The sequence below is a fragment of the Arcicella gelida genome (assembly GCF_034931025.1).
Lineage (GTDB): Bacteria > Bacteroidota > Bacteroidia > Cytophagales > Spirosomataceae > Arcicella > Arcicella gelida.
On record NZ_JAYGIL010000024.1, the window covers coordinates 80,871 to 93,826 of the forward strand.

8 protein-coding genes are annotated in these 12,956 nt (G+C 34.2%); 1 reads left to right on the forward strand and 7 read right to left on the reverse strand.

Features of this window, described 5'->3' with window-relative positions:
* Window positions 1-6: 6 nt before the first annotated feature.
* The 4 genes from VB776_RS17530 to VB776_RS17545 form a co-directional block, all read right to left on the reverse strand.
* Window positions 7-2,145, reverse strand: coding sequence for a hypothetical protein (locus VB776_RS17530; RefSeq protein ID WP_323698176.1), 2,139 nt, complete (start codon window positions 2,143-2,145; stop codon window positions 7-9).
* 178 nt (window positions 2,146-2,323) lie between these two features.
* The gene (gene rhaM, locus VB776_RS17535; protein WP_323698177.1) at window positions 2,324-2,638 is read right to left on the reverse strand and encodes an L-rhamnose mutarotase; all 315 of its coding nucleotides are present in this window, start codon (window positions 2,636-2,638) and stop codon (window positions 2,324-2,326) included.
* Window positions 2,639-2,728: 90 nt separating this feature from the next.
* A complete protein-coding gene (locus tag VB776_RS17540; protein ID WP_323698178.1) occupies window positions 2,729-3,505 on the reverse strand; it encodes an NIPSNAP family protein in 777 nt (258 codons plus the stop codon).
* Window positions 3,506-3,582: 77 nt separating this feature from the next.
* Complete coding sequence (locus VB776_RS17545; protein ID WP_323698179.1) at window positions 3,583-6,420, reverse strand: glycosyl hydrolase; 2,838 nt, start codon at window positions 6,418-6,420, stop codon at window positions 3,583-3,585.
* 825 nt (window positions 6,421-7,245) lie between these two features.
* Here VB776_RS17545 and VB776_RS17550 point away from each other — a divergent pair.
* Window positions 7,246-10,134, forward strand: coding sequence for an exo-beta-1,4-galactosidase (locus tag VB776_RS17550; RefSeq protein ID WP_323698180.1), 2,889 nt, complete (start codon window positions 7,246-7,248; stop codon window positions 10,132-10,134).
* A gap of 395 nt (window positions 10,135-10,529) precedes the next feature.
* Here the strand turns inward: VB776_RS17550 and VB776_RS17555 are convergent, their stop codons facing one another.
* The 3 genes from VB776_RS17555 to VB776_RS17565 all read right to left on the reverse strand — a co-directional run bounded on the left by VB776_RS17555 (window position 10,530) and on the right by VB776_RS17565 (window position 12,870).
* The gene (locus VB776_RS17555) at window positions 10,530-10,883 is read right to left on the reverse strand and encodes a hypothetical protein (protein ID WP_323698181.1); all 354 of its coding nucleotides are present in this window, start codon (window positions 10,881-10,883) and stop codon (window positions 10,530-10,532) included.
* A 248-nt stretch (window positions 10,884-11,131) separates the two neighbouring features.
* Entirely contained in the window at window positions 11,132-11,455 is a 324-nt protein-coding gene (locus VB776_RS17560) for a hypothetical protein (RefSeq protein WP_323698182.1), read from the reverse strand.
* 455 nt (window positions 11,456-11,910) lie between these two features.
* Complete coding sequence (locus VB776_RS17565) at window positions 11,911-12,870, reverse strand: helix-turn-helix domain-containing protein (RefSeq protein WP_323698183.1); 960 nt, start codon at window positions 12,868-12,870, stop codon at window positions 11,911-11,913.
* Window positions 12,871-12,956: the final 86 nt, after the last annotated feature.

The window sequence follows — 12,956 nt, forward strand, 5'->3', positions numbered from 1 at the left end:
TCATCATTAAAAGAATTTTCTAAATCCTTCCCAGCGCACTTTCCATTTTCCATTTTTAGGAATACCAGGATTTATCGTTTTACATCCATCATAGCCTCCGCACATCATCGCTACTGCTGTTAATAATCCTCCATTGCCGGGTAAATACAAACGTAAACGAGCATCTTGAAAATTATGTCCGTTAGGCAAATACGTGTTGGTTCTAATATCCATCATCAAGGCATCAATCGCTTTTTCTGGTTGGTTTAATCGAGTTGCCGTCATGGCAACCATCGGAAAATCCCAACCCCAAGTATCATCCCAATGCCAAATCTTCCAGATTTTATCGAAAGTATTTTGCATGATTTGTTTATCAAGCATTTTACTTGCTGGCAACATTCCCAAAGTACCCAATACACTTGGATGATCTGTTAAAAACACTGGATTCGTATAAGAATCTGTCGCATTTTCTGTAGCCAAATAAACGCCATCTTGTACAGGCAAAGGCGATAGTTTTTTCAAAACATCATCCCATTTTTCATTTCTTTTTAAACCCGAACGTTCACGCCAAATTTGTGCAGTTGATAAAGCCCATTGCCAATAAGCCAGTTCGTAAGTCGGGTTAAAAGTATCTTCAGGTTTAAAACGCTCTTGAGCAGGAATTACTCCTTTTCCTAAAATGTATCGACCTTGCTCTGGGTCGAAGTAAGCGTAAGAAGCCATGAATTCGGCTGTTTTAAACACTAAGTCTTTATACTTTTCTAAAGTAGCTTTATCTTGATGTTTACGATAAGCCAACTCAGCGAAAGTAATAAAATGTGGTTGTTGCCAAAGTAAATATGCACCCACCGACGAAGGTGCTTCTTTCCCATCTGGGTCGGTCATTTTTTGCCAACGAACACCTTCAAAACCTTGTCTTTCTGCAATAATTTTAGCTTCTGGTTCAACTTTTTTGTACCAACTCATACTTTTTTCAAGTAAATCAGTACGATTCCACAAAGCAAAATGAACGCCATGCCACCAGTGCATTTCTAAATGTGGCTTCCCGAACCAAGAATTATAGGTTAAACCTGTTTCCTGTGGCGGCTCGTTATTGGCACATTGTATTTTGGTGAGATATTGCGATAAAATAATTCTTCGCTCCAACTCTTTGGCTCGTGGATCGGTACTTCCAGCAAAGTCAACCGCAGCACCATTACTCCAAAAAGTTTTCCAAGCCGTTTTTGTACTCAATAAAGTGTTAGTAAAATTTGGAATTGTTTCTTTTGGAAGCTTTTCAGAGAACATCACGCTGAATTCCAAGGTGCTTTCTTTTGTATCTGGACTCAGCACAAAATAGTGTGCTTCGCTTTGTAAAACCTTTGAATCTTGGTTACTTTCAACTTTCACAAAATATTCAGTATCGTTTAACTGATGTTTGAAAACAAAAGATTTCTCGCTAGAAAGTACGACAGATGATTGGTGTTTATCTGCATTTTTCCAATTATTTCCTTCATCTGTAAACTGATTTGTAGGGTACGGAAAACGTAAACGATATTTCAATTGTCCCGTTTTCAATAATTCAGATTGTACTTTTACCGAAATCAAATCTTTTTGTTGATGTGCCACTGTAATTACTTTTACAGGAATACCTTCTACTGAAAACTGACTGGTAATTTCACCTGTGTAAGCATTTAAGGTTTGATGAATATTAGTTAAATCTTGTGGATTTACTTTTGAACCATCTTTTTTAAACAATTCAAAACCAAGATTTCCTAATTGTAAACGATGTGGATTTTGACGAAGGAAATTATTGGCAGCCTTTGCTCTTTCGCTGTTAGAAGCTTGAACAGCATAAGGTACTTTTCTGCCATGAGAATTGATTTCTTTTAGCGTTTCTTCGATTTTGTAATTTTCAGTATTCGGATAACGATGCCAACCCCAAACCGACTGTGTACCTAATGAAATTCCTTTGGCATAAAAATCGGGAAAAGTCTGTAAACCAGTAATGTCAGTCGTAAAAGCGAAACTACCATTACCAACCGACAATGAAGCCAAAGTATCAATTTTGTTAACCACAACCGTGTGGCGTTCTACCAAAGCTTTTCGGTCGATTTTACTTTGTGCAAAAGTGTATTGCACAAAAAATGAGGCAAAAGAAAAGAGTAATAATCTAATGTTTTTCATATAATGAATAGTTGAGAGTGATGGATGAATTATCAATTTTAAATATTACTTACTCAATGGTTTTCAGTATTTTATTCTTTAACATTAATCGAATTTAAGCATCAAAAAAGCACAGACTAAGTCATCAATCTTGATATTGATCTTCCTTAAATCTGTGCTTTCTTATTAAATCCAGCAATTAAGCCATTCTATACACGCAAGATAAATCTTTCACAACTGGAGAATTATCAGGATTCGTATCCATAATATCGCCCATAAATGCCCACCATTTTTTCATGATTTCAGTTTGTGGTAATTCGTCAAGCGTATGATTATCTACTCTTTTCTGAACAGCAAACAAAATCCCAGAAGCTTCATCCAAATAAATAGCGTATTCTGTAATTCCAGATTTTACTAATAATTCAGATAATTCTGGCCAAATTTCATCATGGCGTTTTTTGTATTCTTGCTCAAATCCTTTTTTGAGCTTCATCGTAAAAGCGATTTCCTGCATTTTTTTGAGTTTATGGGTTTAATGTTTATGAGTTCAAAGTTTATGAATCAGAACTGTAAACTCATAAACTTTTGAACTCATAAACTCTATCTAGATTTGTGAAAAATCTGTTGGTGTCAAGAAATGGATTTCGGCTTTGGTCATCGCATGGTCGTATTCTGGAAGTACTTTAATACGGTTCCATTCTGAATCAGCTCCGAAAGCTTTCCAATGTTCATCTCTCGACGCTCTGTTATCAAAAGTAGTCATGTACACCAAGTTTGGCTGTTTCCCACCGATGATAGTTTGTGCATAAAACACTGGATTGAAACCCAATCTTACAAAAATGTTGATTTCACCACCTTCGTTAAACATGTGAATTTTACTCAATCCTTTTGTTTCACTGTGGCTTTCGTATAAACGATATTCATATACTCTTTCAGATTTTGGTGCTGAAGTTGTTGGTACTTTCAGTTTTGTCCAATCTTTAAAAGCAACTGAAAGCGAGCTTTCGTAACGTTCATAAGCTGGCGTAGCGAAGTTGGCATCTAAATAAGGTTTTGCTGCTTGTTGATACACAGCATCAGAAGCCAATTTGCTTGAAATTTTACTGAATTGGTCTAAAGATTTATAAGGAATTAGTACATACAATTTAATTCCATCTTTTTGGTCAGCTTCATTAAAAACACCTACTGAATTAATTCCCAATCGGTTAAAAGCAGGAATGGCAGCATCTTTAAAATAATCTTCAACTACTTTTTTCTGCTCAAGCGTTTTGAAACTATATACTCTGGTTTCGTAATATTCAGCTTGTGGTTTGGCAAAAGTAATGCTCGCAAAAGTGGCGATAAACAAATAAATGGCGAAAATAGAAAGACGTTTTAACATGATTGTTTTGTTATTTATGTATGAATAAAATGGTTGAAAATTCACTATTTATTCAACGTCTCTCTATTTTCTAGCTCCTATTTCAAAACCTCTACAGGTGTTAAAGTTACTTTTTCTAATAAACCAGATTCTTTTGGAGCCCAATTTTTGGTAGTAAAATAGCCTTCTTTTCCTAAGTTTTGTTTCAGTCTCGCCGAGACGTTGATGTTATAAAATTTCTGCCAAACAGTGCCTTCTTTTTCTAATGCAATTACTCTGTTTGCCATTGAGTTAGAGACTTTTATCGCTAAATCATTTTGTACTTTCAGTAAAGTATTAGGTACAAAAACTTTAAAAGTTGGACCTAACAAAGTAGCTAAATATTTTCCGTTCAATGTTACCGAAGCACTTTCTGTTACTTTTCCTAAATCTAACCAATAGCCTTGTGCATTAGTTTTAGGTTTTGCAAAATTCAATTGATACAATGCTGTTCCAGAAAAATCTTGATAAGCATCGCCTGCATTCGTCCACGAACCTAAATTTTTGGTTTCAAGCGTTTTAGGTAAAGTCGGTCCACCGTCGATGAAAGATATTTTCCAAGTGCCTTTTAATTCTTCGGCTTCTTTGCTTGTTTTCCAATAAGGGTAAGTTGAACCTTTTTCTACTGTTTTAAAAGTCTCAACAATGCACGATTCGCCCACAGACAATTGCAGAAATACTTCTTTATTTTTCACTTTTGCCATGCCCAAAACTTCCGTCATTGGATTATACAAAGCGGCAGATTTCGCATCAGCTTCTAATTTTACCCAACCTTCAAATGCCTGTCCAGCTTTATTATTGATGAAGTAATAATTACCTTTTGCAGAAGTTTTTCTAACAAATTGTAAACCTTTGTCCGTCATGGTTTCACGATAGATTTTAGCGTAAATCATCAATTCGTCTAAATCTTCTCCTAATAAAAATGAACCTTCACCAACTTTCGCCTGATTCACTTTAGCGTTTACTTTCACAAAATTCAATTGAGCCAAAAGTGCTTTAAATTTTGCTCTGCGTTCGTCCAAATTTCCTAAGCCTGGCACATCAGCTGGTAATTTATGATGTACAATGATTGTCGCTCCAGAACTTGCCAATTGTACTAATTTCTCAAAAGTCTCTAAAGGTACTTGCTCACTCTCCGCCAACAATACTGTTTTGTAGGCAACGCCACCCGTAATAATTTGCTGATTTTGTGATTTCAAATTGGCAATTTGTTTATCCGAAATAAAATCGAAGCCATAACCACGGTCAATCATTTTTTGTGCAACTTCTTTAAAATCTGTTCCGTTAAATTCTGGCGTTACTCCATCAAAATGTTCTAATAAACCTTTTTTAGAAGGTTCTGTGAGTCGGTCGGTAATCGGGAAGTACAACAAGACATCGTTATTGGGTTTGCTATCTTGTAAAAAGGTTTGTGTGCGAGCCACGTAATTATTCAAGGTAGCAAAATCTTTCCAGAAAGGATTATGTGGCGTAAAATGCACCGCTGCATAAAATAACCAACCGGGAAAAGCTTCGTTTTTAGGAGAATAATTTGTTCCGTGATAAAAAATATGATTGACACCACCAACCAAGAACAAGTCTAACGCTTTTTTAACATCACTTAATGAAGAAAGAAAATGTTCGTTTTCCCAAGTAGCCGATTCCGAAGACGTTAATTTTTTACCCAACACATTGGAAGCCGAAGAAGCGAATTTGATTCTCAATAAATCTGTCCCTTCAATTTCTGGAATGTCCACCAAACCGTATAAATCTAAAGTATTAGCTGGCGAACCATGAGCCTGATTTCTTACAATTTTGCCACGACCATGAGCCCATTTTGCCCATTCTCCAGTATATTTTTCCAGAATCAAATCTCCAATTGTCGTTCTATAATCAAATAATACTCTGTGGTTTAAATCAGTATTTTCTTTGCTGAAAAGATTGGGCAAGTAATTTCTTAAATCGTAACCTCTTCTTTGTTGAAATTCTTTGAATAAATCTTCCGTCCAGTCTGATTGACCACGAGCATCATCTACTTCATAAGAATCATTAAAAAAAGCACGCATACTTGAAACATCCGTTTTGGCAAAAGCTTTATCAAATTCTTTTAAGTAATTCTGAATGGCTTTTTCTGAAAAATGGTCGATTACATCACCTTCGCCACCTGGTCCAGCACGTTCTACCATTTTGCCATGCCAACCTTGAAAAATGGCGTAGAGTGTCCAATTACCTTTGGGAGCTTCCCAATTCAATTGTCCCATCGCACTTACTTTGTCTGTCAGATTAATTATTTCGCCTTTGTCAGAATACGCCATGAGTGTTTGTAAAGGCAAAGGTTTTTCAAACTTCACTTGGTCGATTGCCAATTCTTGAAGGTTTTCATTCTTTGAAATGGGATATTTTAAAGCTGAAATCTCTGTCTTTTTAGGCAAAACATATCGCAATAATGGACTTTGTTGAAATGAAATTATTTCCGAAAGCTTCTCCCCTTCTTTCAACTGATAAGTTTTGAAATTTACATTTTTGCAAGCGTCTTCTGGCGTAACCCAGCGTCCACCAAAAGGCCATCCCGAAGCATTGGCAAGGTCAATACCCAAACCCAAACGAGTACCTTCATTCAAAGTATGTTTGAACATTTCTACCCATTTTGGCGAGAGGAAATCAATAAAATTAGCTTCTTGACCTTTCACACCGTAGATTGGTGTAATTTCTAAACCTCCCAAACCAGCTTTTTGGTAAGTTTCCATATTATAGGTTAAATCTTTGGCATTTACTGAGTTACCTTCCCACCACCAGCGTGACCACGGTTTAGATTCCTGTGTAATAGGCTTCCATTTTGCTTGTCCGAAACTTAAAGAACAAGAAATTGATAAAAGTAAAAGCGTCTGAAAAAATTTCGTTGATTTATGCTGTTTCATCAAATATGGTTTGTTATTTATTGCAAAGAAAAATTAAGTACTTACCTGTAGCATCCTGTGATGTCATGCGTTTGGTAGTATTTTTTGAAATTATATAACTTTTTGAAAAGGCATTTCTATCGTAAAAAAGGTGTTTTAAAAAGTTTTCCAAGAATCAATTGAAAAAATATTAAAATTATTTTCCAAGCTATCTTAGCAAACCGCTTTTTATCAATAACGGTAAAATACAGCTACATTTTCCAGCACTTTTAATTTAGCTTACTTTCTCCCAAAGATTTTTTCATGGAAATACAATATTCCATTTTTTATGGCAACGTTCCCGATAACGATGACATAAAAAATCTTTGCACTTTTCTAATACAAAAAATTCAAAAAAAGTAAATCAAAAAATACAGTTGTCAAATTTTATATTATTAGAAAAATACAATCTACCAATACACCTAAAAATCAATAAAAAACATTGTCAATATTGTACAAAGACGATAGCAGGAAGGCACAGGATAGTATAATTTCTTTGATAATCAATATTTGTTATCAAATTTATACAGTTTATATTTGCAAAAGAAAATAAATATTTTTTCAGATAATTATTTTCCATTTATAAGAATATTCACAAATTGTCACTCTCAAAATTTTCTTTATAGGAGAAAATACTCATTCATAAACTTAAAAGTTCCGATACCTTGTTTTGATTGGAATAATTAATATCAACATTATAAAAATAGATTTTTTGGTGTAAAGACTAAGCCCTGCTGAGGATAAGTTCGGCAGGGTTTCTTAATCAAATAAGAGTAGAGTCTTACTGCGAAAAACGCTTAACAACTTATGATTAAAAATTACTTATTTATTTTATGCTTGTTGTTTGGCAATACAATCAATGCTCAAAAAATCTCTTTAGCAGGAAATTGGCAATTCAAAATTGATTCAGCAGACGTTGGTGTAAAAGATAAATGGTTTAATAGTAAACTTTCTGAAACCATCAAATTGCCGGGTTCGATGCTAGAAAATGGCAAAGGTAATCCTGTAACAATTCATACACAGTGGACAGGCAGTATTTACGATAGTTCTTGGTACTTCAATCCACATTTAGCGAAGTATCGTACTCCTGAAAATTTAAAATTCCCTTTTTGGTTAACACCTGCCAAATATTATGTTGGTGCTGCATGGTACCAAAAAGCAATAGATGTTCCTAAAAGTTGGGCGAACAAACGGATTGTTCTTACTTTAGAAAGACCGCACACTGAAACAAGAGTATGGATTGATAACGAAGAAATTGGTTTAGAAAACTCAATGTGCGTTGCACAAACCTTTGACTTAACCGATAAATTATCCACAGGAAAGCATACCATTTCAATTCGTGTTGATAATCGCATTAAGGCAATCAATGTTGGAAAAGATTCCCATAGTTTAACAGACCACACGCAAGGGAACTGGAACGGTATTGTTGGCAAAATAGAATTAGAAGCCGAAAGTAAAATTTGGTTTGATGATATTCAGGTTTATCCAGATTTGGTTAATCATTTAGCAAAAGTAAAAATCGTATTAAAAAATTCTTTGCAAAAGCCTGTTGAAGGACAAATTAAGCTTTCTGCAAAAAGTTTTAACAGCATTAAAGCTCACTCTCCAAAATTAATTTTATCTGATTTCCAGATAGATGGACAAGAAAAAAGTATCACCATTGATTATCCGATGGGCGATGACTTCCAAACTTGGGATGAATTTTCCCCTGCCTTGTACCATCTATCTGCCGAAATCATTGTTAAAAAACAAGTACAATCTGCTAGAAAAGTACAGTTTGGAATGAGAGGTTTTGCCATAAAAGGCACACGTTTTGAAATTAATGGTCGCCCTATATTTTTAAGAGGAACAGTTGAAAACTGCCAATTTCCATTAACTGGTTACGCTCCAATGGATGTAGCTTCTTGGGAAAAAGTATTCAGAAAAGCGAAAGCTTATGGTTTAAACCATTTCCGTTTTCATTCGTATTGTCCGCCAGAAGCAGCTTTTATTGCGGCAGATTTAGTGGGAATTTATCTACAGCCTGAAGGCCCAAGTTGGGCAAATCATGGTTCATCTTTAGGCGATGGGCATCCTATCGACCAATTTATCATGGATGAAACCAACCGTATGGCAAAAGCTTACGGTAATTATGCTTCTTTTTGTATGTTGGCTTATGGAAATGAACCAAGAGGAAGCAAACAAGTAGATTACCTAACCAAATTCATAAACTATTGGAAAACTAAAGACCCTCGTCGTAAATATACTGGTGCATCAGTAGCAATGAGTTGGCCTTTAGTTCCCTCCAATGAATACATGATTAAATCTGGTCCAAGAGGTTTACCTTGGAATAAACTTCCAAGCAGTACTGAGGACTTTGCCGATAAAGTAAAAGATTTTAAAGTACCTTATCTTACTCATGAATTAGGACAATGGTGTGTTTTTCCGAATTTCAAGGAAATCAGTAAATATACTGGCGTTTACAAAGCCAAGAATTATGAGCTTTTCCAAGAAGATTTGAAAGATAAAGACATGGAAGAATTGGGTGAAAAATTCTTTATGGCTACTGGAAAACTACAGGCTTTGAGTTATAAAACAGAAATAGAAACGGCATTTCGCACGCCTATTTCAGCAGGGATTCAAATGCTTGGTTTGAACGATTACTCTGGTCAAGGAACAGCTTTAGTTGGTATTTTGGATTCTTTCTGGGAAGAAAAAGGATATATTTCACAAGCTGAATTTGCACAATTTTGTAATACTACCGTTCCACTGGCACGTATTCCAAAATTTGTGTATAAAAACTCAGAAAGCTTTGAAGCGAATATTGAAATGTTTCATTTTGGTAAAGATGTGCTAAATAATGCTCAAACTTCATGGCAAATATTTGATGAAAACAAACAAGTATTAGCAAAAGGTAAATTTGACAAAACGAATATTCCAATTGGTAATAATTTTAACATTGGTAAAGTATCTTTTGCGTTAAATGCTATTCAAAAAGCACAGAAACTCGTTTTTGAAGTTCGTATTGATGATACTGCGTTTATGAATAATTGGGAATTTTGGGTTTATCCTGAAGCACTTCCAATCATTAATACCAATGAAATTTATTTCTGTAAAGAATTGGATGCCAAAGCAGAAGAGATTTTACAAAATGGTGGAAAAGTATTCTTGGAAGCGGCTGGTAAAATCGAAAAAGGGAAAGAAGTAGTGAATTATTTCCAACCTGTTTTCTGGAATACTTCTTGGTTCAAAATGCGTCCTCCACATACTTTGGGTTTTCTTTGCGAACCTTCGCATCCTGCTTTTCAAAACTTCCCGACTGAATATCATAGTAATTTACAATGGTGGGAAATTACAAATCGTTCACAAGTAATGTTGTTGGATAGTTTTCCTGCGGGCTTCCGTCCTATTGTTCAGCCCATAGATACTTGGTTCTTGAATCGTAAGTTGGGTTTAATCTTAGAAGCGAAAGTTGGTAAAGGCAAATTGATTATTTCTAGTGCAGACCTTAGCACAGAACCTGATAAACGTTTTGTGGCTCGTCAGTTATTATATAGCTTAAAAACTTATATGAATTCTCCGCAATTCAATCCTGCCAGTTCGGTTGACATTAAAGAAATCAAAGCACTTTTTGATAAGAATTACAAGTCAACATTCAAAACTTATACCAAAGATGCTCCTGATGAATTGAAGGTTAAAAAGCCAACGGCTAATTAATGATTACTATTTATCGAGGCTTATACTCAATAACACATCAAAGACATTAATTGGAATTATCAGTAAGCATCAAACTTACATCTTTCTAAATTCGCCTAGAGTATTTCTAACACATTACAATAAGATAACGGTGACTTTTATGGTTGCCGTTTATTGTTTGATGTCAATTGTAAAATATTGTCACAAAATAGAATGGTAAACTGTAATGATAAAAATACTCCCACTGTGAGATATTTCTCCAATCCAACGCTACGACGTAGCAAAGCTTTTGTTCAGTAAAAGACTGAATTGTGACGCTTAGCTTAACACTTGCACAAGTAGGAAAAATGGGGAAATTTGCAGCCTCATACCACTTTTTATTATATCATGAAATTGTAAACTTTGAGGAGCGTAGACTATTCTTTCTTTACAAAATAATATCCTTTTTTCTTAATATAATAACTTTTATCTCCATTCTGACCTTTAATTATATTAAATGTTTGTTTTGGTCTATCATTATATAAAAGTATGAGGCGATTATTTTGCACTAAATATTTACCTGTCAAACGCTCTTCTGTATCTTTTTTTTCATTATAATCATTGAATACAAATTTACCATCAGAGTAAAATGTAATATTAATGAAAGCAGCATGAGGCTGAAACCAATAACCTCTTATATCCTCGTTTGAATAATTAATCGTTCTTTGGAAACGAAACCCGACAACAATACCTAAAAAAATAAAGCATATTAATAATTGTCTTAATTTCATATTTTTTATTTGTTTTGATTAAAAAGTTGGACTTCTCTCTTTTGTTTTCAACTAGTCATTGGTTAAGCGAAGCGTTCCTACGACCTTAAATGAGAATAGCACCACACTTTACTTTGAGGAAAAGGTATATGTTAGTAGCACCATCTGGCGAATTCCTCTATCCAATATTTTATAAAATTTTATCGCATTTTGCCAATCATAAGATTTGCGAACACAATGGCGTTGTGTTTCAATACTCCCAGCGAGATTTATTTTATAAATCGAAGATTTATAATCTTCCATTTATTTTCAAATTTTATTGTTTCCCCACTACAGGAGATAAATCCTTTATCACCATTAATTGTCATATCAAAAAGTACTGTATCCTTATTAAAATTCATAGGAGTATAATTAATTTCAAATGTTTTAAATTTTCCTATTTTTTTTGCGTACTCATTATTTTTATATGTTAATGCTATTACTTTTAAATGAATTTCCGGCTCGTCCTTATTAAGGTAATCAATTAAGAGCTCCATTAACAACGCAACAAACAAAAAAAACAAGAGTGATAGCATTATTTTTTTTATTTTCATTATCTATTATTTTTATACTTTTTCACTATCTATTTTCATTTTCAAACCAAGAAAAAATCACTTCAAATACATATTACATCATCAACCCTATCTCTTGTTCTTCTAATTTTTATCATAAAATGATAGGTACAATAAAATAAATAATCAAAATATTGGGCTATTTTTTTCATTGCTAAGTTTGAATTGCTAATACTAAATCGTAGGTCATGCGAGAATCTATTTTGGGTACAAGTTACAATCTGCTTAACACTTACACTAGTGGAGGCGAATTAATTCGCCAGCTAATAGAAAAATCACATAAGTTTAAACAGATTCTATTACCATAAAAATTAATAAAACAAGTAGCGGTAAACCCTTGCGGTTACCGTATTTCATGATATGACCAACAAAAAACGACAACCGTAAAGGTTGCCGCTACATCATGATATTCTTTATAAAAACTCATTTCTTTATCCTCACTCCGCCTCCTTCAAAACCTCCAACTTATACCCTTTTCCATGCTGATTAGTGATTTTCACCAATTCATCCTTTTGAAGTTTTTTTCTTAATTTCGATACCAATACATCCAGATTTCTACTGATTACAAAAACACCTTCGTCTTCCCAAACTTCTTTTAAAAGTCTTTCTCTTTCAATTAATTGATTTAGGTTTATCGCAAAAATGCTTAGTAGTTTGGCTTCTCGTTCGGATAATTCTATGTTTTCATTCTCATACTTCAAGCTGTTCTTTTCAGGATAAAAAGCATATTTACCGATTGCGATATAATCTCTTTCTTCTGGTACAACATCTTTCTCTGCTACACTTTTATCTTTTACAAAATTGCTTTTCAGTATAAAACCTATTAGTCCTAAAGGAACCAGTAAGAGTAAATAATTACTGAATGCCAACGTTTCTGCTCTTAAAAACTCAATTTGAATCAAGTAACAACCAACTGCTTGTTGTCTTCCCAAGCATGGTAAAATACTATCGGTCTTTTTACTTACTTCATAAGCAAAAACCAATTCTTTTTTCCCACAATCAATTACATTAACAATATATTCTGTCGGTAAATTGGTCGATTTCAAACGACGATGTACCAATGCCACCAAGGTATCTGATACAAAAGTGAATTTACTTTGAAAAGCGATTTCAAAGGTATTCTCATCTATCCGTTTGATGGGCAAAACTCTCGAACTAGAGTCTTTGGCATGGAGTAATAACTGATGTCCTATGTCTCTAAGCACCACCGTCAGATGCTTTTCGGCATAATCATCATCTTTCTTTCGATTCGTTGCAATGAAGAACAAACAGCCTACGATAAGCAATAAAGGCAATATGTATAATCTTGATTTCATAAACATGAGCAATTTAAACGATAAATAGCTAGTCGCAATGGTTTTTACTACTCTACCCGAAGATTTTGTTTCTGAAAACAAAAAGGCTGAACTTTGAGCTACCACGCATCAAACCAGCCTTTAAGGATGAAACAAATCATCAAAGACGAAATTATAAAATTGTTGGG

What these genes read in the sequence shown, in the direction of transcription:
- VB776_RS17530 (WP_323698176.1), bottom strand. Translation starts at nt 2,145, where the DNA reads ATGAAAAACATTAGATTATTACTCTTTTCTTTTGCCTCATTTTTTGTG.
- rhaM (WP_323698177.1), bottom strand. Translation starts at nt 2,638, where the DNA reads ATGCAGGAAATCGCTTTTACGATGAAGCTCAAAAAAGGATTTGAGCAA.
- VB776_RS17540 (WP_323698178.1), bottom strand. Translation starts at nt 3,505, where the DNA reads ATGTTAAAACGTCTTTCTATTTTCGCCATTTATTTGTTTATCGCCACT.
- VB776_RS17545 (WP_323698179.1), bottom strand. Translation starts at nt 6,420, where the DNA reads ATGAAACAGCATAAATCAACGAAATTTTTTCAGACGCTTTTACTTTTA.
- VB776_RS17550 (WP_323698180.1), top strand. Translation starts at nt 7,246, where the DNA reads ATGATTAAAAATTACTTATTTATTTTATGCTTGTTGTTTGGCAATACA.
- VB776_RS17555 (WP_323698181.1), bottom strand. Translation starts at nt 10,883, where the DNA reads ATGAAATTAAGACAATTATTAATATGCTTTATTTTTTTAGGTATTGTT.
- VB776_RS17560 (WP_323698182.1), bottom strand. Translation starts at nt 11,455, where the DNA reads ATGAAAATAAAAAAAATAATGCTATCACTCTTGTTTTTTTTGTTTGTT.